Here is a 23,065-nt window from a genome sequence, read left to right on the forward strand (position 1 = left end):
ATCACCCGTCACCGATGGCATCGCAACTTATTCACGCCTTATCGATTGGATTCTGAAGATGTTTCGGATAAATATTTAGGGAGCATATTATTTGAATATCAAAAGGCGCTGAGCAGAGTTTCCGTCCGCAGAAGGAAGCAGGAATTGGCTCCCGTCATGATGCTAAGAAACACGAGGGTCAGTTTACCCCTGGTATCGTGTTTGTTATTGGCTGCATTGATCGCTGGGTGCGGGGAGCAAGCGAAAGTCGAGCCCCAGCAACCGCGGCCCGTTCGAACGGTCACAGCGGAAAAGAGCGAGCTCGGTGAGCTCGTCGTGTTAACCGGACAGGTTCAGGCCGAAAACGAGGCCGCTCTCGCGTTCCGCATTGGCGGACGGATCATCGAAAGATCGGCCGGCGTCGGCGATCACGTCCTTCCCGATCAGATATTGGCGAAGCTCGATCCGCAGGACGAACTGAACGCCTTGCGCTCGGCAAGGGCCGCGCTGTCGGCCGCCGAAGGCCAGCTTGTCGAGGCGCGCAACAACTACGATCGTCAAACCCAGCTTTTGAGCCGGGGACACACGACGCGGGTTCTATTCGATCAGGCACAGCAGAATTTGCGCTCGGCGCAGTCCCGGGAGGATGATGCGCAGGCGCAACTCGAGATCGCCAAGGACCGGGTAAGCTTCACCGAGCTCAAAGCGAATGTTACCGGTACGATTACCGGCAGATCTGCCGAGGCTGGAGAAGTCGTGCAGCCCGGTCAGGCGGTCTTTCAAGTTGCCCGCATTGAGGGCCGGGATGCCGTTTTTGATGTGCCGGCCCAGGTCATTCACTCGGCGCCGCCGAATCCGGAAATAACCGTGACGCTGACCGATGACACATCCGTCAAAGCCATGGGACGCGTGCGCCAGGTCGATCCGCAGGCCGATCCCATTACGCGCACATTCCGTGTCAGGGTTAGTCTTATCGATCCGCCGGCGACGATGCGGCTTGGCGCGACGGTAACGGGAAGCATGCGCCAGTCGGCGACGCCCGGCATGTCGATTCCTGCCAGTGCACTGACCACAAGTGACAGTCAGCCTGCGGTCTGGATCGTCGATCCCGCGAATTTGACGGTGGCACTGCGAAATGTCGAAGTTCAACGCTTCGACCCGGCAACTGTGATCATATCGAACGGACTGCAGGAGGGGGACATCGTTGTGACTGCCGGTGTTCAAGCGCTCCACCCCGGCCAGAAAGTCCGGTTGCTCGGAGCATCTTCGTGAGTGGCATCAATTTGTCCGAATGGGCACTGCAGCATCGCTCTTTCACCATTTTCATCATGATCGCCGTGACGGTCGCGGGCCTCGTTTCCTATCTGGGCCTTGGTCGCGCCGAGGATCCGCCTTTTACGTTCAGAGCGATGGTTGTGCAGGCCTCGTGGCCTGGCGCTACAATGGAAGATACACTGAAACAAGTCACGGAGCGTCTGGAGCGCAAGCTCCAGGAGACGCGCGGCCTGGATTTTCTGCGCAGCTATACGAAACCTGGACAGACAACGATCTTCGTTACCTTGAAGGGTTCGACGAAGCCGTCCGAGGTGCCCGACATCTGGTACCAGGTGCGAAAAAACATCGGCGACATCCGCCACACGCTTCCGGCCGGGATCGTCGGTCCGGGCTTTAACGACGATTTTGGCGATACCTTCGGACTGATTTACGGCTTCACGGCCGACGGTTTCACCCACCGTGAGCTACGCGACTATGTCGAGGATATCAGGTCGCGTCTGCTTCAGGTTCGGGACGTTTCGAAAATAGATGTCATCGGCGCACAAGATGAGCAGATCTTTGTCGAGTTTTCGACACAGCAGCTCGCTGGTCTCGGCGTCGATCGATCGGCATTGATCGCGGCATTGCAGGCGCAGAATTCGGTCAATCCGGCAGGCACGCTGCAGCTCGGCGACGAAAAGCTGATACTGCGGGTATCGGGCTCCTTCCGGTCGGAGAAGGATATTCTCGACGTTAATTTCCTATCCAATGGCAGGCTGATCCGGTTGCGGGACATCGCCGAGGTGAGGCGCGCCTATTCCGACCCGCCGCAACCGATGTTTCGTGTCAATGGAAAGCCAGCGATTGGCCTCGCTATCGCCATGCGCGATGGCGGGGACATTCTCGCGCTCGGTCAGAATGCGAAGAAAGCGGTCGATGAAAGTGTCGCCGATCTGCCGATCGGCATAGATGCAAGTCTCGTGTCCGACCAGCCCGTTGTCGTCAAGACGGCGATCAGCGAATTTACAGAGTTGCTTTGGCAGGCAATCGCCATCATCATGGCGGTCAGTATCATCAGTCTGGGGTTCCGCCCTGGCGCGGTCGTGGCGCTGTCGATTCCGCTGACCATGGCGATCGTTTTCCCGATCATGCAGTGGCTCAGCATCGACCTGCAGCGGATTTCGCTCGGCGCGCTCATCATCGCTTTGGGGCTTCTCGTCGATGATGCCATGACGACCGTCGACGTGATGACGTCTCGATTGGCGGCCGGAGACAGCAAGGAACAATCCGCGACTTTTGCCTATCGGACATTGGCTTTTCCGATGTTGACGGGATCGTTCGTCACGGCCGCAGGTTTCGTACCGATCGGCTTTGCTAAAAGCGCGGCCGGAGAATACACCTTCTCGATATTCGCGGTGGTGACGATTGCGCTCATCGTGTCCTGGTTCGTGGCCGTTTTGTTCGCGCCGTTGCTCGGCGTCTGGCTTTTGAAGAAGCCCGATGCGTCCGCAGCCAAGAAGGAGAGTGCGATCGTTCGCATTTTCCATGAGATCCTGATCGGCGCGATGCGCAAGCGCTGGCTCACCATCGGATTGACGCTCGGATTTTTCGTTCTTTCCCTTTTGGCGCTGCCCCTGGTGCCCCGGCAATTCTTTCCTGCTTCGGACCGGCCAGAACTCGTCGTTGATTTGGTCTTGCCGCAAAACGCTTCGATCTATGCGAGTGAGCAGGCCTCGACGAAACTTGAATCGCTTCTCAAGGATAATCCCGACGTTGCAAGCTGGAGTCTCTATATCGGGCGCGGCGCCGTCAGGTTCTATCTTCCGCTCGATGTGCAACTCGCCAACGACTTCTTTTCCCAGGCGGTCGTCGTCGCCAAGGACGTCGCGGCGCGCGAGCGGCTGCACGCCATGCTGGAAGAAAAGCTTCCTGAACTGTTGCCGAGTGCCGTTACACGCGTATCGCCGCTGGAACTCGGTCCGCCCGTCGGCTGGCCGGTTCAGTACAGGGTGACCGGACCTGATATCGACAAGGTGCGGGACATCGCGTTGCAGCTCGGTCAGGTCATGGGGGCGGACACGAACGTCCGCCACGTCAATTTCGATTGGATGGAGCCTGCTCGAAAGGTCCGAATCCAGATCGACCAGGATCAGGCTCGCATTCTGGGCTTAAGCTCGGCGACGTTGGCTGAGGTCCTGAACACGGTGACGAGCGGAACGCCGATCACGCAGGTGCGCGACAACATATATCTGGTGAATGTCGTCACTCGTGCCTTGGACGAGCAGCGCGTTTCGTTGGCGACATTGCGCGCGTTGCAGCTTCCCGTGGCCGGTGGCCGGACGGTGCCGCTGAGTCAGGTCGCGACATTCGATTTCGAGCAGGAATATCCCTTGATCTGGCGGCGACAGCGTTTGCCGACCCTGACGGTACAGGCGGATGTTGCTTCCGACGTCACGCCCGAAGCCGCGGTCGAGTCGCTTGCGCCGGAAATTGCGAAACTCAGCGAGTCGCTACCTAACGGCTATCGTATCGACGTCGGTGGCACGGTCGAAGAAAGCGCACAATCGCAGGCATCCGTCTTCGAGAAAGTGCCCTTGATGCTGTTTCTGATGCTGTTGTTCCTGATGGCCCAATTACACAGTTTCAGCCGTCTGGCCCTTGTCTTGAGCGTCGTGCCTATGGGCCTGATCGGGATTGTCGCCGCACTCCTGATATCCGGGCGGCCGCTCGGATTCGTGGCGATCCTCGGCATTCTGGCGCTGATGGGTATGATCGCTCGCAATGCGGTGATCCTGATCGAGCAGATCGAAACCGAGCGTGCTGAAGGCAAGAAGACATGGGACGCGGTCGTGCAAGGTACGCTCTCGCGTTTCCGACCGATCATGTTGACGGCGATTTCAACCGTCCTTGGCTTCATTCCGATCGCACCGACCGTATTCTGGGGGCCGATGGCGTTCGCCATCATGGGTGGGCTATTCGTCGCGACGATGCTGACGTTGATCGTCTTGCCGGTGCTCTATGTCACGATGTTCGGCGTCAAGGAGCCCGAACCGCAGGCGGCCGTTTAGAAAGACCCAAACGTTGAGCCAAGGCCGATGACTGCTATCAGCGCGATGACGGCGCCGACGATCGCAACCATGACGATGTCGAGGTAGCTCTCCTTATGGGTCGATCCGCAAACGGCAAGAAGCGTCACCACGGCGCCATTGTGCGGCAGGCTGTCGAGAGTTCCGGCACCGATAACCGCAACGCGATGCAAAAGATCTGGATTGATTCCCTGCTCGCCGGCGATTTTGAGATACGTCGAACCCAATGCGTCGAGCGCGATGGTCAATCCGCCTGATGCCGACCCGGTCAACGACGCCAAAACGTTCGTCGCAACCGCGAGCGAGACAAGCGGTCCGCCGCCGATGCCGAGTACCCAGTCGCGCACCAGTCCAAACGCCGGGAGTGCCGCGACGACCGCGCCGAAGCCGACGAGGCTGGCAACGTTCAGTACGGGCAGCGCGGCAGCGTTCGCGCCGGCATCCATGGTTTCGCGCAGCTTCGGGAGCCGGTCGAGATTGAGCGCGATAAGCACTGCAATCGCCACCGCAAGAGCCGTGACGACCGCCCAGATTCCGCCGACAGCCGAAAGCGACGTCGATCCCCATTCGGGTGTTGCGAGGTAAGCGGTGTCGAGCCGGGGCATCACGATGAGCGACATCAGAAGATTGACGCCAACAACAACGACCAGCGGCAGCACGGCGATAACGATCGGAGGCGTGGTCGCGCTCTGCGCTCCATGCGCAGCTTCGGCGGGATCGAACGCACCAGAGGTGGTTGCGCGTTCACGGATTTTTTCATCTTGGGCCGCCGATGCGGCAGTTTCGGCATTTCCATCATAACCTTCGCCGTTTTTGCGGGCGCGTGCCTCTACGAAGGCGAGCCACCACAGGCCGAAGCCGAGAGTAATCGCTGAGGCAATGATGCCGAGGCCCGGTGCAGCAAACGGCGTCGTGCCGAAGAAAGGCATGGGGATAGCGTTCTGGATCGCGGGCGTTCCCGGCAGCATCGACATCGTGAATGTCGAGGTGCCAAGAGCGATCGCAGCCGGCATGAGGCGCTTCGGAATGGCAGCGGCGCGGAACAGCGCGTGCGCCATTGGGGCCAGTACGAAGAAGGCGACAAACAGGCTGACGCCTCCATAGGTGACGAGGGCGCCGGCGAGCACGACAGCAAGCACAGCGCGTCCGGTTCCCAATCGTTCGGTCATGAATGTGGCGATGGCCGAAACCGAACCGCTGTCCTCCATCAGCTTGCCGAACAATGCGCCGAGCAGAAAAATCGGAAAGAACTGCATGACGAACTGCGCGGCGCTGCGCATGAAGGTCTGTGTCCAATGCGCCAGCAGCGGTTCGCCTGAAAGGGCCGCCGCGATAATTGCGGCCGCGGGCGCGAGCAACAGAATGCTCCAGCCGCGATAGGCGAGATAGATCAGGAGCGCTAGCGCGACGAGAATACCGAAAAGTCCCATCGTTCAAATGCCTTCTAGCAGCACGTCGAGATTGAGCGTCGAGCGGCGGCCGATGTCTTGCGCATTCGCCTCGAGAAACGTTTGCGCCGCCTTGCGTCCCTCGTCGCGGAGATATTCGAAGAAGGCCCATTCGGCGTTGAGTTTCGACGACGCACCGAGATCGGCCATGATGTCGTTGCGAACCATATGCAGGCGCATGCGCGCCCATCGCTGTCCCTCGCCGTGGCCGGGATCGGCGACCTTGCGCAACATCGCCATCATCTTCAGCTCTTTCAGAACTGCCGAATTGAACGATATTTCGTTCAGCCGGTTGAGGATATCGCTGGCGGAGCGAGGCACGCCTGGGCGCTCGATCGGGTTGATGGGGATCAGGATCGTGTCTTCGGAATCGCACTCCTGAATCAACGACGAGAGCGTCGGATTGCCCGAATAGCCGCCGTCCCAATAGGGCTCGCCATCGATTTCGATTGCTTGGAACAGGGTCGGCAGACAAGCCGAGGCGAGCAGGACGTCTGGCGTGACGGCATCGTTTTTGAACACCTTGCCGCGGCCGGTCCGGACATTCGTTGCCGTGACGAAAAGATGGATCGGAGCTTCTGCCAGGAAACCGAAATCGATCTGCGCAGCAAGGATGTCGCGAAGCGGATTGGCGCCGTACGGATTGACGTCATAGGGCGATATCAGTCGCGACATCAGATCCATGGCAATGTACATCGGCGAGGAATCGAGCGTCCACCGGCCAAGCAGAACGTCCATAGGTCCGCGCTGAAACGGACTGAAGCGTGCCGCGTCGGATACGGCCCGCCAGAACGCTTCGAGCGCTTCGCGCGCACCTCGCGCGCCGCCTTTATGGTGCCCGTGTACGAGAATGGCGGCGTTCATCGCCCCCGCCGATGTGCCGGAAACACCATCGATCCGAAGCCAGGGCTCTTCCAGCAGACGATCGAGAACGCCCCACGTGAAAGCACCGTGAGATCCTCCGCCTTGGAGCGCGAGATCGATCAGAACGGGGTCGCGCACAGAAGCTGACTTTTTAGCCATCCCACCTCGCAATGATCGACTTGAGTACTGAACTCATGACATAAATCTCATGCGCTGCCCGGTGTTTCAGGGCATCAAAGTGAATGAGTTGCTAGCCCTCGTCGCTACCGTGAGCAGGAGAGCGATTGCCAAAAGCGAAAGGCTAGCGACCGGCCACTGCCGCAGACGCAAATCCAGATACTCGAAGAACGAACTGACAGCGAAGCTCGCGCGGAAGGCCGCTATTTGGCCTTGGAGAATATCTCCTGCGGGTATTGAAGGCAGGCGGGGTCCTGAAGTCCATAGCCAAGCGGCACCGGCCGCGCCGAGCGCAACCGGCCAGAGTGCTTTCCAAAATGCAGTAAAGCTTAGGAAATCGGCGGCGCGACCGCCTGCCGCCGGATAGAACAGCCAAGGGACAACGAGCGACGCGACCGTCAGCGCCAACCATGGGCGGTCCAATCCCGAGTCGGCTACTGCGTTCGCGCCACCTGGGAACGAGCGTGAAAGACAGGCCAGAAAATGCAACATGAGAAGGGCCGTCGCGGCGGATGAGAGCGCGGCGAGTGAGCCGGCAATACCATCGCCTAAGGGAGCTTTCACGGCAATCTTTGCCAACGCCCCGCCGGTGAACGGCAATCCCGCCAGACTTAGCGCCATGATCGCGGCGAGCACGAACACGAGCTGTCTATGGCGAGAGGGAGCCACGGCGATCGCACCGATGGTGAGAAACAATGCGCCTTTCACGAGGACATGATGTGCAGCGTAAAAAGCGATGTCGAGAGGCGCGCCTTGATCGGCCGTCGACAGGCTCATTCCTAGAACGGCGGCGATCACTCCCATCTGACTGATGCTGGAATAGGCCAGAATCGTTTTGGGATTGTGTTGCGTGAGGCCAATCGCGACGCCGTAAAATGCCGAGAAGAAGCCGAGCGCTACCAACACGGCGCCCCAGCCCGGGAACGCGACATCGAAGGGGAGAAAACGGATTAGGCCTATGACGCCGGCCTTCACCGCGGCGCCGCTCAGAACTGCGGCGGCCGGTATCGGCGCAGCCGTGTAGGTGAGCGGCATCCAGCCGTGACCCGGCACCAGTGCAATTTTCAATCCAAATGCCGCGATCGTCAGCGCCAACGCTGCGTCGCGCCACGGAGACGTCGGCAGGGCCGCCATGACGTCGTGAATCATGATGCTGCCGGCGGGATCACCCGCTGCGAGCGCGGCGAAGGCCAGCAATAAGAGCGCCTCGCCCAAAATCGTGAAGGCCATGTAGACGCCGGCTGCACGCCGGGACTCAGCATGGTCGTCGGTTGCGATCAAGCCGTAGGCGGGAATGCTGACAAGTGCGTATACGAGATAGAACGTCAACAGGTCGGCGGCGATGAAGACGCCGAAACTGCCCGCCATTGTCAGCAGCCAGCAGACCGAAAATCGCGTGCCGCCTTGCGCGATGCGCGCCGCAGCCACCTCGGCGCCAACCCAAAGGAGTGCCGCGGCGAGGAGAAGGATTGCGGCCGGCTTATCGAGGAGGAAGGTCATCCCGAACGCAGGTACGTCCAATTTCAACGACCCGCTGCCGAGAGCTACGAGCGACGCTCCTAGCGCCGGCAACGGACCAAGCCACAGAAACCTCGTCACATGGGCGCGCAACAGCGGTGACGCGAACATCGCCAGCATCGCGAAGGGAAGCGCCATCGTCAGAGCAAGCAGAATTGTGCCGATTTCGTTCATAGCGGGCCGCCCTCAATGCCAGCTCGCCCGATCTGCAGGAACCCGAAGAATGATGGCGGCGCAAAGCCAAGCAGGATTGCCAGCACTGCCAACATAAGAACGACAGCTTCACGGCTTTGCTGCGGAGAGGCATTCAATCGCACGACGTCGCTCGACAGAGCAGGAGCCAGCACGCGGTAAATGTAACCGCCTGCGAGTAACCCGCCCGCGAGCATGACCACCGCCCACACCCATTGCCCGGCCTCGACTGAGGATTTGATCAAGAGCCATTTCGCGACGAATCCACCGCTCGGCGGCAGTCCCATCAGCGATAGTCCGCCCAAACCGAAGGCCAATAGCGTCACCGGCATCGCCGCGCCGATACCGCGAAGATCGACAATGCGGTCATGTCCGAGAGATTCCGCGATCAGTCCGGCGGCGAGGAACATGGATGCTTTCGCGAATGCGTGCGAGAGCGTTTGCATAATGCCACCGCTCCATGCATCCGCGGCCCATGGGTGCACGCCGCCGGCGAGCGGAAACATCAGGAACAGATAGCCAATCTGCGCCACGGTCGAATATGCGATCAAGAGTTTCAAACGCGTCTGCATCAATGCCAGCACGCTGCCAAACACGATGGCCGCCGAACCGAGCGTCGCGAGAAGTAGGTTGGCTGGCTCATGCGGTAAATTCGGAAGAACGCTGAACCAAATTCGCACGATCAGAAAAAAAGAACCTTTGACGACAAGCGACGAGAGCACTGCGCTGCATGCTGCCGGCGCGTTGGCGTGTGCTGGCGGCAACCAGAGGTGCAGTGGAAAGAGCGCGGTCTTGGCAAGCAATCCTGCCGTCATCAGGCCAGCAGCGGTCCAGACCGCCGGTTCCGAATGAACGCGCTGGGCGAGAAGCGCTATGTCCAGCGTGCCGTAGGCGCCATAAAGCAGTGCAGCGCCAAGCAAGTAAAATACCGACCCGCAGAGCGCGAACATAAGGTAGCGCAGTGCGGCAACAACAGTTTCCGCGCGGCCGTCGAGACAAACGAGCGGCACGGCGGCGAAGGTCAAAAGCTCAAGCGCGACATAGAGATTAAATAGGTCGCCGCCGACGAAGATGATATTCAGCGATGCCCAGATCGCCAGAAGGAGGATCCAGAACGTGAAGGGTGCGCGCGTTTCCGTCACTCCATCCGCGGTTGCGAAATTGACGCGCGCGTAGAATCCCGCAGACGAAATTATGAGGGCCGTCGTCACCAGCATGACGGCCGAGAAGCCGTCCGCTCGCAGTGTAATTCCCAGAGGCGGTGCGTAGCCACCAAGCACATAGACCAACGGTTCGCCAGCGCGGCAGATGTGAATCGCGATGGCGACGGCAATGACAAGCCCGATGGGCATAAAGACGAGTGCTGTGCGTTCGGCATAACGGCCGCCGAGGGCGAACGCAGCCAAGATCGCTGCGACAGGCAAAAGGATTGCCAAGACGAGCAGATACCCGCCGGTCGTCGTTGCGGCCGTGGCGACGGCGTTCACATCCATCAGCTATCAGTTTCGTTGGCGGTGGATCCAGTCGAGGCGTCGGGTTGAAGCGAAACGCGGCCGGCGACCTCGTACAGTCGCAGCATCAAGGCGACCGCGAGTGCGCTGGCCGAGAAGGCGACAACGATGCCGGTGATAACCATTGCCTGCGGCACAGGATCGGCAACGAACCCGGCAGCTGCTCCGCGACGGGCGATGATGCCGAATGTCAGAAAAACGCCGCTGCCGACGAGATTGAATGCAAGGATTTTTCGCATCGGCTGCGAATTGGTGATTAGGCCGTAGAGACCAAGACCAATCAGAGCCGCACCGATCAATCCTGCGAGTGTTGCCGCTGTCATTGATGTGGTATCCGCCGCGGCGGCCCGCCAACCAGGATTGGAAGTGTGGCGGCGATCGAGAGCGTCATGAAAGCCTCGATAAAGAGGATCAACGGTTTGGCGAAACCTACGGGATACGCGAAAAATCCTTCGGCGATCGCGACGCCTGAGGTGCCGATGACAATGAACACGGCCGGCCCCGCGATGAGTGCACCACGAAGCCAAACGGAGCTGATGGGAGGCATCTCGGTCAGGCGCGCCATCATCGTGATCATCCACATGGCCGCGAGAATAGCGCCGCCTTGAAATGCGCCGCCTGGCTCGTCGGCGCCGACCCAGACGATGTGAACGCCGATGAGTACACCGAGTGGCGGCAACACCTGGGCTAGGAGAGCACGCGTGCCTTCGGGCTGCGTGGCGCGCGGCAGTCCGGATGCGCCACCCCAATAGCGGTCCGCGGCGAGCGACCATACGCCGACGACGGCGAGGACGAGGACGACTTTCTCCAGCATTGTATCGAATGAACGAAAGGCGATGAGGACAGCAGTGACGGCGTTTCCTACGCCAGTTCCGGCAAGATTTTGCGCAGCTTCAGGCGCGAGCGACGGGGCAGGATCGGGCAGCGACAGCACCACGGCCGCGAGAGACAAAGTGACAAGGGTGCACAGAACCGCCGCAGAGATGCGCGTCGCCCAGCCGGATTGCTCGGCAGCCGCAGATTTCTCCGCCTGCCGCAGCCGTCCGGCGGCGCCGATGAGTAGCACACCGGTTACGCCGCTCCCGATTGCGGCCTCGGTCAACGCAACGTCGACCGCGAATAGGCGAACCCAGACGATTGAGAGAAGCAGTCCATACGCAACAAAGGCGACGACCGCCGTGAATGCCTCTTTTGCAAAAATCGACCAGGAGGCGACCGCAAGGACTAGGGCCGCGAGCGCGATGTCTAGAATCTGGAGGACGGTCATGGTGATCCCCCGCCATGACGCAGCGCGCGAGCAATGAGCTGAGAGGCCGTGGCGCTCGCCAACTGAACAAGCGCCCAGATGGCAATCAATTTCAGTGCTGAGAGGACTGTTCCTGCGAGGGGCAACAATCCCAGGACGATGAGTCCCAGTCCGAGGTTGTCGGCTTTCGTGAGCGCATGCAGACGCGATAGAGAATCTGGGAAGCGCAGCAATCCAACGGTGCCGGCGAGAAAGAAGAAGGTGCCGGCGCAGATTGCGATGATACTGAACATATCCAGCATGCGGGTCATTGATCTGATGCCTTCTCGGTGTCGCTCGTATCGGGTTCCGGCGAGGCCGCGTTGTCGACAAAGGCGATAGCGGCAAAGGCAGCGAGGACGGCCAATCCAAGAGCGACGTCATCAACGCCGCGAACCCCCGTGGCCGAGGCGACCAATAGAAGTGTCGCTATGCCGCCAGTGCTGAGAAGCTGTGTGGCCATGACGCGATCGGCATTTGTGGGACCGCGCAGAATACGAACAAGACCGACTGCAACCGTAAACAGAATGAAGCCGGCGGCCGCTAGCAGGAAGTCATACATGTATGAGAACGCCTGTAAATAAAGCTTCCTCAGTCGCTAGATTAGCCGCGACGGGCTGCTCGACATCGAGACAATGCACGAGCAGCGTGTCGTTTCCATCAGTACCGGTCGGCAAGGTTCCTGGCAGCAGACTGGAGAGCGCGCAAAAGGCGCTCCGCGTGATGCCCGGCTGCAAATGGCAATGATATGCGATGAAACCCGGATGCAATTGCAGCTGTGGCCGCAATGCCTGTCGAGCCACATCGACGCCGGAAATTATGGACTGACGCGCAAAATTCTGGATCAGCGCTGCGAATTGTCTGGCGTGGAGGCGTGATCCGCCTGCAGGCAAAAGATATAGGCTGATCCATGCGGCGGCCGCCGCCGTAACCAGGCCGACAGGAAAATCGGCAGGGGCCCATCCTGAAATCATCAGCCAAAAGACAAAGAACAGAGATATGCGTAGCGTCGCGCTTCTGGTCGACTGATTTGGGCTTCTCTCTACGGGCGTGCTCAAGGGCGTGCTCCGAGAATGAAGTCACAGTCTCGTGCAACGGCGGACCCGCGATCGCGAAGCCGCCGTCTGCGCAGGCGAAACTGCCAAGCGTTATTATTCGCGGCTATCTGTGTCAGCTTACTATATCTAACAGGTCGAGCCAATGGGGTGCCGACTCGGAAATATCGAGGGCTGCACTTTTCATGCTGAAATGGTTTCGGAATTGAGAGGAACAAAGGTAGCAGTTTTATCGGGCTGTTTCGTCCGATCGGGTTGCGGGACCTTTGTCGATCGGAATCCAAATTAAGCCGATTCAAATCAGAATTCTAATTGACCTCGCTTTTGAAGAATGTTCGGCGCAACGGGAACAGTTCTTAGGTGTTTTCAAGCCGCGGACGATTCTGAATCCACTTGGCGATATTGCTCATCTGCCAGATGATGCCAGCTACCGCGAGCGCGAGCGTCAAGAAAGTCGGAACGATCGCGCCCTGTGAGCGATCGAAAATGCCGACTCCGGGAAACAGTGCATTGGCGCCGGCCATCACCAAGGCCGCCCCCGCGAACGCCGACGAGACAATGATGAATTGGTCGAAATATCTCGGCACCACGCTCGCGCCCATGACGCCGAAGACGATCGCGAGGGCTGTGCCCAGGAATCCGCCACTAGGAGCATCCAAGCCCAGTGCAGATGCGAGCGAAACGCCTATCAGCATACCCGCGGAAATGCCGATCAAAATACGTCGATAGGGCTCGAGCACGTATGCCAGACCGGCGAGAATAGCGGCGCCCGCAATGCCCAATACAATTGCGAAAAATCCGATGTCGCCGGTCAACGACCTGCCGAGGAGCAGACCGAGATCCAGTCCGACGAGACCGTAGAAGACGGGCAACCACGCATAAAACAGCAGCAGGCCGAAGCCTAAGATCATGACGCCGGTAGCGATTGAAAGGACTGCACCCAATATCGACATGCGCTGAACTCTGTTAAGTCTTCGGACTCTCGATTTCGCGCTAAAAGTACCACACCGTATCGTTTGGTTTTCCGTCGGAGGGAATTCTAGAACCGCGGTGCTTCCTATTCGAATGCGTTTTTGATCTGGGAAGCGGGATTAACTATGCAAATTGCGACGACGTCGATCGATCACGATCATGGACGTTACCTACTTCAGTAAGGACACAGTACGCTTATCGCAGATGCTCCGCATCATGAAATTGGATTGCCGCTTACTGAGACGTCGACGTCCATACCGATCGTGTCATCGGGATTGCCGAAATATCCGCCGGAAATAGGAACGGCTTGTGCAGCTTCGCGCGTCACGCCAACGCGGATAAGATTTGCGCCCGCAACTAATCCATTTGTGGGATCGTATTCGATCCAGCCCGCTCCCGGCAGATAAACGCTGCACCATGCGTGCGTGCTGCCTCCTCCTCGGGTGACACCGGACGTGTCGTCATAGAGGTAGCCGGTGACGAAGCGAGTGGCGATGCCATAGGTCCGCAGTGCCTCCATCATCAGCACGGCAAAATCGCGACAAGTGCCTTGACCGAGTTCGACGGTTCTTGCAGCGGTCTGAGTGCCTTCCTCGTGACGAGCTTCATAACGAAACTCTTGCTTGATGGCATGTGTAATTGCTTCGACGACCTTGAGCGCTTCGGTGCATCCGGCCTCGGCGACAATGCGCCGAACCCAGGCTTGGACCCTTTCCGTCGCGACCCCCGGTTGGGGAGTGCGCAGGTGCCCCAAGTCGCTGACATCGTCGTTCGAGTATGAAAATGGGAAGGATTTTGCGTCCAACGTGTATTTCGGAAGCGGTTGGCCGTCAGGATGATGGGTAAGATCTAAACTGGAAACGATGCTCAGCCGGTCTGTCCGCAAGCTCTCTGGCCATTCAAGGAAGCAGATGGAATTATCGAAAACGTCGTGCTTCCAGAAAGTGGAAGCCGGTGGCGGATCGACGTCGAGCTTTGCACTGTGCAATCGGAGATCGTGGCTATCATCCGGCCGGACCATCAATCGATGTCGCGTGAGACCAACCGGATTGCGGTAAGTATAATCCGTCGAATGTACGATCCTGATCCGCGCCATTGGCTTCCCGATCATATCCCGCTGAGGACGAAACCAAACCAATACCGCTTCCACTCAGCCAAACAAACCATCTTATTCCTCTGCAGGAACCACAGATGAAATTCGACCTCGCCATCGTCCTACTGATGCTCATGGCCGCGGTGACCATGTTCGTGATCAACCGGCCACGGATGGATGCCGTCGCGCTTCTCGCACTCGTCACGATGCCTCTTACCGGGGTCATCACCATGAACGAGGCGTTGGCAGGGTTCAGCGATCCGTCCATCGTTCTCATCGCGGCTCTGTTCGTGATCGGCGATGGCCTGGTGCGGACCGGCGTCGCACGTCGGCTGGGCGATTGGCTCGATGCTCGCGCCGGCGAAAGCGAGACACGCCTCGTGGTTCTGCTGATGGCGGCCGTCGGCGGGCTCGGCTCGCTGATGAGTTCAACCGCTGTCGTTGCGATCTTCATTCCCGTCGTGCTCCGTATTTCGCGAAATCGCGGAATGTCGCCCGCAAGTCTGATGATGCCGTTGAGCTTCGCCGCGCTCATCAGCGGGATGCTGACTCTTGTCGCGACTGCTCCAAATCTGGTCGTCAATGCGGAATTGAGCCGTCAGGGCGGTGAGGAGTTCAAGTTCTTCAGCTTCACACCGTTCGGGCTGCCTATTCTCGTTCTCGGTATCCTCTACATGTTGTTCGCGCGACGGTTCCTGACGCCAAAATCTCAGGATGCCATTGTTTCCAATCGTGAGCCGACCTGGCGCGAGTGGAGCGATCGCTATGCCCTTAAAGACCGGGAATGGCAGCTCATCGTAATGGATCGTTCTCCTCTTATTGACGGCCCGCTCGATGATTTAGCCTCGCCGGCGAATGGTGTGAACCTGATCGCAATCGAAAAGCGCAACGGACGTTCCAGAGAGCTGCTGCGCCCTACGGCGCAAACCCAAGTTGCGGTCGGCGATATATTGCTGATCGACATCGATGCGCCGTTCGCAACAGTTGAGACGCTGTGCCGAACCTATGGGCTGGAACAGCGGCGCTTCGACGGGAACAAGGATTACTTTAGCGATAGATCGCAAGAGCTCGGTATGGTCGAGGTGATGCTTCCGGCGGAATCACTATTGATCGGGCAGACCGTCTTTGACGCGGGCATTCCCGATGAATTCCGATTGACGCCCATAGGGCTCCGACATGGCAGCGGCGTCGCGATGGGAAGCCTGTCGGCCGAATGGCTAAAGCTCGGTGACACGCTTCTTCTCGTCGGCTTCTGGTCGGATATTCGCAATCTTCAAGACAAGACCGCCGACATGGTCGTCCTCAACATGCCGGCCGAGTTTCGCGACGTTCTGCCCGCGGCCGACAGGGCGCATTACGCTGTCATGATACTTGGTCTCGTCGTTGCTCTGATGGTGAGTGGCGTCGTGCCGAATGTCCAGGCGGCTCTGATCGGGTGTCTGCTCATGGGACTTTTCCGCTGCGTTGACTTCAACAGCGCCTATGGCTCGATAAGCTGGAAGACGCTGCTGTTGATCGTCGGAATGTTGCCATTTTCACTTGCGTTGCAGCGGACCGGCGGCGTCGATCTTGCGGCGGATGGTGTCGTCCATCTGGTCGGGAGCGCATCCCCACATGTCGTGCTTGCAGTGATCTTTGTGATTACCGCTGGTCTCGGCCTTTTCATTTCAAATACCGCGACGGCGGTGTTGATGGCGCCGGTTGCGATCGCAATCGCCAAGGATCTCGGCGCGTCTCCCTATCCTTTTGCGATGATCGTTGCGTTGGCAGCATCAACCGCTTTCATGACACCAATCTCGTCGCCGGTGAACACTCTCGTCGTCGGGCCGGGGGGATACAGCTTCGGCGATTTTGTCAAAATCGGCACGCCGTTTTCCTTCGTCGTCTTGATCGTGAGCGTGCTGCTTGTTCCGATCATTTTTCCGTTCAAGTAGATGCGACTTAGCGACAGGGCACGCCGCTACCAGAAACACCGCGCGACGACGAACGGCGCCTTTTATTCGTGAGACAGCATGGGCATTATTATTCTTACGGCGGCGAAGCAACAGTTTTGACGGCTCGGGCAGCCAACGCGACGACGCTATGGAGGGAAGTTCTGTTGCCGGTGACCAATACCAGCTCCGCCGTAGTAACGATCATCATCAGGTGCGGCAGGCCCGTTTCAGTCGGTCGGAAGCGCGACCTCTGCAGATCTTATTGCGTCTTCGGTGATCTCCGGATTGCAATGCTCGATGAAGCGGTAAGCATACCTTCGCAGCAGCCGCCCGCGTCGAATCGCGATGCTCGATGTGCTCGAGGCGAATAATCCTGGAGCTTCAAGCCTCACGAGTTTTCGATCGTAGTCGCTATCATATGCAATGGACGCAATGATCCCAACTCCCATCCCCAGTTCAGCATAAGCCTTGATCACGTCGGCATCGAGCGCTGTTATCGAAATATCTGGCGTAACTCCGGCGGCATCGAAAGCTTGATCGATGCGACGCCGTCCGGTCAGGCCTTCGTCGTACGTGATGATCGGCCATTCCGCGATCGAAGCGAGCGAGAGCGTCTTTTCCTTGGTCAGCGGATGGTCGCGTGGCACGACCACGGCGTGATCCCAGGTGTGATAGGGAAACGCGACGATGCCGGGATGATCGTCGAGCGTATCGGTTGCGATCGCGATATCGGCGTAACCTTCCAACAGAATGGTGGGAAGATCTTTCGGGCTTGCTTGCTGCAGGTTGAGTCGAACATCCGGAAACGCTTCTTTGAATCGCGCGATGACGGGCGGTAGCGTGTAGCGCGCTTGTGTATGCGTCGTCGCAACGCGCAGCAAGCCGTCGTTGCCCTGGGAAAAGTCCGCGACCACACGCGTTAGATTTTCAGCGTCGACGAGCATGCGCTCGACGATTTTGAAGACTTCCTTTCCGGGCTCCGTCAATCCCAGAAGACGCTTTCCGTGCCGTACGAATATTTCGACGCCAAGCTCCTCCTCGAGATCGCGGATATGCTTGCTCACCCCGGATTGTGAGGTGAAAAGCACATTGGCGGCCTCGGTGAGATTGTACCGATGCCGTACCGTCTCCCGAATGATCCTGAGTTGCTGAAAGTTCATGAACGAGGGCCTCTGATCCGCCGGGCCGACGAGGTCGGACGTCTGGGATGTTTGCAAGCTATCCGTGTTTGCAGAATCGAGAATGAAACAAATTCTTCTTTGCTTATGAATGTTTCTGATTAGGCCCCAGCGACTGGGGACTAAGCTTGTGATTTTTTATTCGTTTGCTTGCAGGCGCTGCTTTGGAAAAACCGTCTTTGAGGAAAATTTCGAGACAGGAAAACTGGCATGATCAGCCGACGAGCAGCGACCGGCCTTGGCATTGCACTGGCATTTGCATTCACGAACCCCGTTACGGCCTTCGCCGGCACAACCATTCTCAACGCGTCCTACGACGTCTCAAGAGAACTCTATAAAGATATCGATCCCGCTTTCTCCGCTTCGTGGAAAAAGGCCACCGGAGAGGATGTCGAGGTGAAGCAATCGCACGGCGGATCGACCAAGCAGGCTCAGGCAGTCGCCGAAGGTCTCGAAGCCGACGTCGTCACCCTCAATCAGCCGACCGATCTCGATTTTCTGGCGAAAAAGGGCGTGATCGGCAGCGACTGGAGAGGCCAGTTTCCTCATGCCGCCGCGCCCTACACCACAACCAGCATCTTCCTTGTGAGAAAAGGCAATCCGAAGGGGATCAAAGATTGGGATGACTTAGTGAAGTCGGGCGTTTCGGTCGTCATTCCGAACCCGAAGACCTCGGGCAACGGCCGCTACACTTATTTGGCCGCATGGGGCTATGCCAAGGAGAAGTTCGGTTCTGAAGAGAAAGCCCGCGATTTCGTCGGCAAGCTTTTCGCCAATGTTCCCGTCTTCGACGGCGGCGGCCGCGGCGCCACGACGACTTTCACGCAACGCGGCATTGGCGACGTCCTCGTCTCGTTCGAGAACGAGGCAGCCCTCATCAAGGCCGAGGTTGCGGGCGGCGATTTCGATATCGTTTACCCATCGGTGAGCATCGAAGCGGCGCCTCCCGTCGCGATCGTTCAGCCGGTCGTCGAGAAGCGCAAGTCCGAGAAGATCGCCAAGGCTTATCTTGATTTTCTCTATTCCGACGAAGGCCAGAAGATCATAGCCAAGCATCATTTCCGTCCGCAAAACGCGGAAATCTTGAAGGATGCGCACCTGCCCGAAATCCGCACCTTCTCTGTCGAAGACAAGATCGGTCCGTGGGCTGAGGTGCAGAAGATTCATTTCGCCGACGGCGGCATCTACGATCAGATCACCGCAAAGCAAAATTAATCTGAGTAATGCATGTGCCAGCGGGAAATAAATCTGTGGCCAACGATCTGACGCCCGGCATCAAAGTCGAAACGGAGTCCGGCGATCGCCTCGACCCCTTATGGAACATCGACGCGATCGTCTCCGAACTGCGCGATGCCCGTCGCCGAAGCACTCGTGTCGTTTCGGCCGGAAATCGCCGCGCACCCATACCCTCGCCAGAACTGCTGCAACAGGTTGTGAGCAGGATTTATGCGTCTCTCTTCCCGCGGCACGCCGGCGCCGTCGATCACAGTGAAGAAGGGCTCACCTTCTTTGTCGGCAGCACCCTGAACGAAGCGCTTCATCTCCTGGCCGAGCAGATCCGGCGCGAGCACGGCTTTGTTGACAATGGGCGGACTAGTGGCTCACGGCCACCGCACGCCGCCGAGAAGATCGTGGAACTGTTCGCGCAATCTCTTCCCGACACCTACGAACTTTTGGAGAGCGATATTCGCGCTGCGTACGATGGCGATCCGTCAGCGCGAAGCACCGAAGAAGTACTTCTCAGTTTCCCAGGCGTGAAGGCCATCATCTATCATCGCATCGCGCACACTTTGCACACGTTGGGCGCCCCAGTGGTGGCTCGCATCATCGCGGAACTCGCGCATTCACAAACTGGTATAGACATCCATCCCGGCGCGCAAATCGGCGGCAGCTTCTTCATAGATCACGGCACCGGAGTCGTCATCGGCGAGACCGTAGTCATCGGCGAGCGCGTGCGCATCTATCAGGCCGTGACGCTCGGCGCCAAACGCTTTTCCATCGATGAACAGGGCGCTCTCGTCAAAGGAGAGCCGCGCCATCCGATCGTCGAAGATGACGTGGTGATCTACGCCGGTGCGACAATCCTCGGACGGATCACCATCGGGCGCGGATCCTCGATCGGCGGCAACGTCTGGCTTACGCGTGGCGTGCCGGCCGGCAGCACGATCGTGCAAGCGCAGCCACGCAGCGAGACCTTCGATCACGGCGCAGGTATTTAGTTCCAATATAACGTCGTTGACGCCCTTATTCGTTCTGCGGATAAGCATATACGCAGAATTTAATTCTCCAATATAGCAGAGAATAGGTTGACCATGGCAGATGAAGTCCAGACAGCGTTAGGTGATATTGCCGCTCGGCAATTGGCCAATGCGACGAAGACCGTCCCACAGATGTCGAGCATCACGCCGCGCTGGCTGGTGCATTTTCTGAGCTGGGTTCCGGTCGAAGCCGGCATCTATCGCGTGAACAAGGTCAAAGATGCCGACAGCGTCGAGGTCGCCTGCTCGGTCCGCGACGAGCGCATCCTGCCCCAGACATTTGTCGATTACGTCGATAACCCGCGCGAATATCTTCTGAGCGCGGTCCAGACCGTTCTCGATATCCATACGCGCGTCTCCGATCTCTACAGCGTTCCGCACAACCAAATCAAAGAGCAGCTTCGCCTGACGATTGAGACGGTCAAGGAACGTCAGGAAAGCGAACTCCTGAACAACAAGGAATACGGAATTATTCCGAACATCGCGTCGTCGCAGAAAATCAAGACGCGCACCGGCGCGCCGACGCCGGACGATCTCGACGAACTGATCACGAGAGTCTGGAAAGAGCCGGCATTCTTCCTCGCCCATCCGCAGGCGATCGCCGCGTTCGGCCGCGAGTGCACGCGCCGCGGCGTTCCCCCGCCGACAATCACGCTCTTCGGTTCGCCCTTCCTGACCTGGCGTGGAATTCCGCTGGTCCCGTCCGACAAGCTCGACGTGAAGGCTGGCAAGACCAACATCCTCTTGATCCGTACTGGCGAAGCCAAGCAGGGCATCGTCGGCCTGTTCCAGCCCGGCTTGCCCGGCGAGTTGTCGAAAGGCCTGTCCGTCCGCTTCATGGGCATCAACGATCAGGCCATCGCATCCTACCTTGTGTCTCTCTACTGCTCGCTTGCCATTCTGACGGACGATGCCGTTGGTGTTCTCGAGAACGTGGATGTGACCAAGTACCATGCCTACAGCTGATCTCGGACGAAGCGCGGGCCTCGACGCACTTGCTGCCGCGGCACTCGGTCAGGACGCCGGCGTTCGTCCGCCGGCAGGCCTGCCCGACGTCGGCACATTGACGAAGCTCGCCAACGAACTGTTCGCGGCGTTGCCCGGACAATCGCTTGCCTATCCGGCTGGTCCGTCCCAGTCGGGCTTGGGCGCATCTCCGACCGACGTCGGCGGCAGCGCTGCTCCGCATCTTGCGGCAGCGGCCGTTTCACCGGCGCCGGTGCCGGGCGCGACGTCGGTCGTTGGGCCCGCTGGAGCTTCACCCTTCGAGACGTCTGCGATTGATCAAGGCGTGCTTTTCGGTCTGATTGGCGGAGGAGTACCGTCGCTTCCGGCCGGCGCGCCTTCCGGACCTTCGCTTCCAGGCTTTGGCTCCTCGCCTTATATCGACGCCGGATATGTGACTTCGTCCTCGCTTCCCGCCGAACCGACGGCACCAGGCATCGCAATCCCTGCGGCACCAGCTGATCCGATCCCTGCGCGCGATGTTTCGGCCATCGATTTGAAGAACGTCAACGCCTTGATCGGAACTCCGACCGGGTCGCTTCCGACCAGCGTCGATGCGGGTCCGTCACTTTCCGGATACGGAGCATCGAAAGGCATTCCAGCGCGTCCCGAAAGTTCTCATTCGGCGGATGCTCTCCCGGGCGTCGACCGAACGGCGCCGCCGGAAGCGCCGGCTGCTACCCCGCCAGCACAAATTCTGAACGATCATACCGGCATCGAAACGCCTCGATCGGGCGGATCGACGTCTGGCTACGATCTGATCGGCATTCCTTTCGAGGCTGAACTGAAATCGTTGCTCGCGCCTCTCGCGGCCGATCCGATCAGCGCGCTCCTAGGCGACGCCGGGTCCAACTTCTACTTTCTCAACACCACCGCGCCTTTCACGGAGACGACTGCGGGCGCATCGCCGGCGTCGGCACCATCTCTCACCGGCGGCCGCGGTTTCGATGTGTACGCCGTCCGGCGCGATTTCCCGATCTTGAACGAAACCGTCAACGGCCGCCCGTTGATCTGGTTCGATAACGCTGCGACAACCCAAAAACCGCGAGCGGTGATCGAGCGTCTGAAATATTTCTACGAGCACGAAAACTCGAACATCCACCGCGCCGCGCACGAATTGGCGGCCCGTGCGACAGACGCCTATGAGGGCGCACGTAACAAGGTCGCGCGTTTCATCAATGCCGGATCCGCAGAAGAAATCATCTTCACGCGTGGCGCGACGGAAGCCATCAATCTCGTTGCTGCAACCTTCGGGCGCCAGCATATCGGACCGGGCGACGAGATCGTCGTTACCAATCTCGAGCATCACGCCAATATCGTTCCATGGCAGCAGCTCTGTCTCGAAAAAGGCGCCAAGCTACGCGTCGCTCCCGTCGATGATTGCGGTGCGCTTCTTCTCGACGAATTCGGAAAGCTTCTGAATTCCCGCACAAAGCTCGTCGCTTTCACGCAAGTTTCGAACGCGCTCGGAACGATCACGCCGGCAAAAACGATCGTCGAAATGGCGCATCGCGTCGGCGCCCGCGTGCTCGTCGATGGCGCCCAATCGGTCTCGCACATGAAAGTCGACGTGCAGGATCTCGGAGCCGACTTCTTCGTGTTCTCCGGACACAAGATCTTCGCGCCGACCGGCATCGGCGTGGTCTACGGCAAGAAAGATCTGATGGACACGCTGCCGCCCTATCAGACCGGTGGCAACATGATCCGCGACGTGACGTTCGAACGGACCGAATTCCATAAATCGCCACAACGGTTCGAGGCTGGCACCGGCAACATCGCCGATGCCGTCGGTCTCGGTGCCGCGCTCGATTACGTCGACCGTATTGGCATCCACAACATCGCCGACTATGAGCACAAGCTGCTTGTCTATGCGACCGACCGGTTGAAGGAAATCCCGGGTCTTCGCATCATCGGCACCGCGCCCGAAAAGGCGAGCGTCATTTCACTGACGCTCAAGGGCATCCCGAGCGAAGAGATCGGCGCGCGTCTCAACAAGTACGGAATAGCGGTTCGTTCTGGCCACCATTGCGCGCAACCGATCCTTCGCCGCTTCGGGCAGGAGACGACAGTCCGTCCTTCGTTCGCGTTCTACAACACCTGCGACGAGATTGACGTCCTCGTCGACGCGCTCAAAGACATCCAAGCCGAAAGGGCGATTGCCTATCTGTGAAGATTGCAAACGGTGCTTGCAGCCCGTTCGACGCCATGGCGATCAGGGAATGAGATCCCCGAATGAGGACCTGTTGAATTCTAAGG

Annotated in this window: 19 protein-coding genes; 7 read left to right on the forward strand and 12 right to left on the reverse strand. The window is 59.0% G+C overall.

Going from position 1 to position 23,065, the window contains the following annotated elements; all coding sequences use genetic code 11:
• Positions 1-159: 159 nt before the first annotated feature.
• Positions 160-1,251 (forward strand): efflux RND transporter periplasmic adaptor subunit, encoded by a 1,092-nt coding sequence (locus QM780_RS03575; protein WP_415071962.1) that lies wholly within the window; start codon positions 160-162, stop codon positions 1,249-1,251.
• Positions 1,248-4,301: an efflux RND transporter permease subunit gene (locus tag QM780_RS03580; protein WP_415069118.1), complete on the forward strand. Its 3,054-nt coding sequence runs from the start codon at positions 1,248-1,250 to the stop codon at positions 4,299-4,301. The genes QM780_RS03575 and QM780_RS03580 overlap by 4 nt, the downstream gene beginning before the upstream one ends.
• On the opposite strand, the gene QM780_RS03585 is transcribed toward QM780_RS03580, so the two are convergent.
• From QM780_RS03585 to QM780_RS03635, 11 genes are all read right to left on the reverse strand, one after another.
• The gene (locus QM780_RS03585; protein ID WP_415069119.1) at positions 4,298-5,749 is read right to left on the reverse strand and encodes a GntP family permease; all 1,452 of its coding nucleotides are present in this window, start codon (positions 5,747-5,749) and stop codon (positions 4,298-4,300) included. The genes QM780_RS03580 and QM780_RS03585 overlap by 4 nt on opposite strands.
• Positions 5,750-5,752: 3 nt before the next feature.
• The gene (locus tag QM780_RS03590) at positions 5,753-6,790 is read right to left on the reverse strand and encodes a patatin-like phospholipase family protein (RefSeq protein WP_415069120.1); all 1,038 of its coding nucleotides are present in this window, start codon (positions 6,788-6,790) and stop codon (positions 5,753-5,755) included.
• A gap of 66 nt (positions 6,791-6,856) precedes the next feature.
• Positions 6,857-8,500 (reverse strand): complex I subunit 5 family protein, encoded by a 1,644-nt coding sequence (locus QM780_RS03595; protein ID WP_415069121.1) that lies wholly within the window; start codon positions 8,498-8,500, stop codon positions 6,857-6,859.
• On the reverse strand, positions 8,497-10,011 hold the full coding sequence (locus QM780_RS03600; RefSeq protein ID WP_415069122.1) for a complex I subunit 5 family protein: 1,515 nt from the start codon (positions 10,009-10,011) through the stop codon (positions 8,497-8,499). The genes QM780_RS03595 and QM780_RS03600 overlap by 4 nt, the downstream gene beginning before the upstream one ends.
• Positions 10,011-10,352, reverse strand: coding sequence for an NADH-quinone oxidoreductase subunit K (locus QM780_RS03605; RefSeq protein ID WP_415069123.1), 342 nt, complete (start codon positions 10,350-10,352; stop codon positions 10,011-10,013). The genes QM780_RS03600 and QM780_RS03605 overlap by 1 nt, the downstream gene beginning before the upstream one ends.
• Positions 10,349-11,296 carry a hydrogenase subunit MbhD domain-containing protein gene (locus QM780_RS03610; protein WP_415069124.1) on the reverse strand — a complete coding sequence of 316 codons (948 nt, stop codon included), beginning with the start codon at positions 11,294-11,296 and terminating at the stop codon, positions 10,349-10,351. The genes QM780_RS03605 and QM780_RS03610 overlap by 4 nt, the downstream gene beginning before the upstream one ends.
• Positions 11,293-11,586, reverse strand: coding sequence for a monovalent cation/H(+) antiporter subunit G (locus QM780_RS03615; protein ID WP_415069125.1), 294 nt, complete (start codon positions 11,584-11,586; stop codon positions 11,293-11,295). The genes QM780_RS03610 and QM780_RS03615 overlap by 4 nt, the downstream gene beginning before the upstream one ends.
• Positions 11,583-11,876: a multiple resistance and pH regulation protein F gene (locus tag QM780_RS03620; protein WP_415069126.1), complete on the reverse strand. Its 294-nt coding sequence runs from the start codon at positions 11,874-11,876 to the stop codon at positions 11,583-11,585. Before QM780_RS03620 ends, QM780_RS03615 begins: the two co-directional genes overlap by 4 nt.
• A complete protein-coding gene (locus QM780_RS03625) occupies positions 11,869-12,372 on the reverse strand; it encodes a Na+/H+ antiporter subunit E (RefSeq protein WP_415069127.1) in 504 nt (167 codons plus the stop codon). Before QM780_RS03625 ends, QM780_RS03620 begins: the two co-directional genes overlap by 8 nt.
• Before the next feature lie 353 nt (positions 12,373-12,725).
• On the reverse strand, positions 12,726-13,322 hold the full coding sequence (locus QM780_RS03630; protein WP_415069128.1) for a hypothetical protein: 597 nt from the start codon (positions 13,320-13,322) through the stop codon (positions 12,726-12,728).
• A gap of 233 nt (positions 13,323-13,555) precedes the next feature.
• Positions 13,556-14,437, reverse strand: coding sequence for a transglutaminase family protein (locus QM780_RS03635; protein ID WP_415069129.1), 882 nt, complete (start codon positions 14,435-14,437; stop codon positions 13,556-13,558).
• Between the two features lie 95 nt (positions 14,438-14,532).
• Here QM780_RS03635 and QM780_RS03640 point away from each other — a divergent pair, with 95 nt between their 5' ends.
• Complete coding sequence (locus tag QM780_RS03640; RefSeq protein WP_415069130.1) at positions 14,533-16,368, forward strand: SLC13 family permease; 1,836 nt, start codon at positions 14,533-14,535, stop codon at positions 16,366-16,368.
• Positions 16,369-16,595: 227 nt separating this feature from the next.
• Here QM780_RS03640 and QM780_RS03645 read toward each other — a convergent pair whose 3' ends face one another.
• The gene (locus tag QM780_RS03645; protein ID WP_415069131.1) at positions 16,596-17,528 is read right to left on the reverse strand and encodes a CysB family HTH-type transcriptional regulator; all 933 of its coding nucleotides are present in this window, start codon (positions 17,526-17,528) and stop codon (positions 16,596-16,598) included.
• Between the two features lie 228 nt (positions 17,529-17,756).
• On the opposite strand from QM780_RS03645, the gene QM780_RS03650 reads away from it, so the two are divergent.
• The 4 genes from QM780_RS03650 to QM780_RS03665 all read left to right on the forward strand — a co-directional run bounded on the left by QM780_RS03650 (position 17,757) and on the right by QM780_RS03665 (position 22,979).
• On the forward strand, positions 17,757-18,761 hold the full coding sequence (locus QM780_RS03650; RefSeq protein WP_415069132.1) for a sulfate ABC transporter substrate-binding protein: 1,005 nt from the start codon (positions 17,757-17,759) through the stop codon (positions 18,759-18,761).
• 59 nt (positions 18,762-18,820) lie between these two features.
• Positions 18,821-19,765: a serine O-acetyltransferase EpsC gene (epsC, locus tag QM780_RS03655; protein ID WP_415071963.1), complete on the forward strand. Its 945-nt coding sequence runs from the start codon at positions 18,821-18,823 to the stop codon at positions 19,763-19,765.
• Between the two features lie 93 nt (positions 19,766-19,858).
• A complete protein-coding gene (locus tag QM780_RS03660; RefSeq protein WP_415069133.1) occupies positions 19,859-20,770 on the forward strand; it encodes a family 2A encapsulin nanocompartment shell protein in 912 nt (303 codons plus the stop codon).
• Positions 20,757-22,979 (forward strand): family 2A encapsulin nanocompartment cargo protein cysteine desulfurase, encoded by a 2,223-nt coding sequence (locus QM780_RS03665; RefSeq protein WP_415069134.1) that lies wholly within the window; start codon positions 20,757-20,759, stop codon positions 22,977-22,979. The genes QM780_RS03660 and QM780_RS03665 overlap by 14 nt, the downstream gene beginning before the upstream one ends.
• Positions 22,980-23,065: the final 86 nt, after the last annotated feature.

Origin of the sequence: Hyphomicrobium sp. (assembly GCF_047600905.1) — a bacterium.
Lineage (GTDB): Bacteria > Pseudomonadota > Alphaproteobacteria > Rhizobiales > Hyphomicrobiaceae > Hyphomicrobium_B.

Bases quoted from the DNA above. Each gene is read 5' to 3' on its own strand.
- QM780_RS03640 (WP_415069130.1), top strand. From the start codon at position 14,533: ATGAAATTCGACCTCGCCATCGTCCTACTGATGCTCATGGCCGCGGTG.
- QM780_RS03650 (WP_415069132.1), top strand. From the start codon at position 17,757: ATGATCAGCCGACGAGCAGCGACCGGCCTTGGCATTGCACTGGCATTT.
- QM780_RS03635 (WP_415069129.1), bottom strand. From the start codon at position 14,437: ATGGCGCGGATCAGGATCGTACATTCGACGGATTATACTTACCGCAAT.
- QM780_RS03660 (WP_415069133.1), top strand. From the start codon at position 19,859: ATGGCAGATGAAGTCCAGACAGCGTTAGGTGATATTGCCGCTCGGCAA.
- QM780_RS03620 (WP_415069126.1), bottom strand. From the start codon at position 11,876: ATGTATGACTTCCTGCTAGCGGCCGCCGGCTTCATTCTGTTTACGGTT.
- QM780_RS03615 (WP_415069125.1), bottom strand. From the start codon at position 11,586: ATGACCCGCATGCTGGATATGTTCAGTATCATCGCAATCTGCGCCGGC.
- QM780_RS03600 (WP_415069122.1), bottom strand. From the start codon at position 10,011: ATGGATGTGAACGCCGTCGCCACGGCCGCAACGACGACCGGCGGGTAT.
- QM780_RS03590 (WP_415069120.1), bottom strand. From the start codon at position 6,790: ATGGCTAAAAAGTCAGCTTCTGTGCGCGACCCCGTTCTGATCGATCTC.
- QM780_RS03610 (WP_415069124.1), bottom strand. From the start codon at position 11,296: ATGACCGTCCTCCAGATTCTAGACATCGCGCTCGCGGCCCTAGTCCTT.
- QM780_RS03575 (WP_415071962.1), top strand. From the start codon at position 160: ATGCTAAGAAACACGAGGGTCAGTTTACCCCTGGTATCGTGTTTGTTA.
- QM780_RS03630 (WP_415069128.1), bottom strand. From the start codon at position 13,322: ATGTCGATATTGGGTGCAGTCCTTTCAATCGCTACCGGCGTCATGATC.
- QM780_RS03665 (WP_415069134.1), top strand. From the start codon at position 20,757: ATGCCTACAGCTGATCTCGGACGAAGCGCGGGCCTCGACGCACTTGCT.
- QM780_RS03645 (WP_415069131.1), bottom strand. From the start codon at position 17,528: ATGAACTTTCAGCAACTCAGGATCATTCGGGAGACGGTACGGCATCGG.
- QM780_RS03595 (WP_415069121.1), bottom strand. From the start codon at position 8,500: ATGAACGAAATCGGCACAATTCTGCTTGCTCTGACGATGGCGCTTCCC.
- QM780_RS03585 (WP_415069119.1), bottom strand. From the start codon at position 5,749: ATGGGACTTTTCGGTATTCTCGTCGCGCTAGCGCTCCTGATCTATCTC.
- QM780_RS03605 (WP_415069123.1), bottom strand. From the start codon at position 10,352: ATGACAGCGGCAACACTCGCAGGATTGATCGGTGCGGCTCTGATTGGT.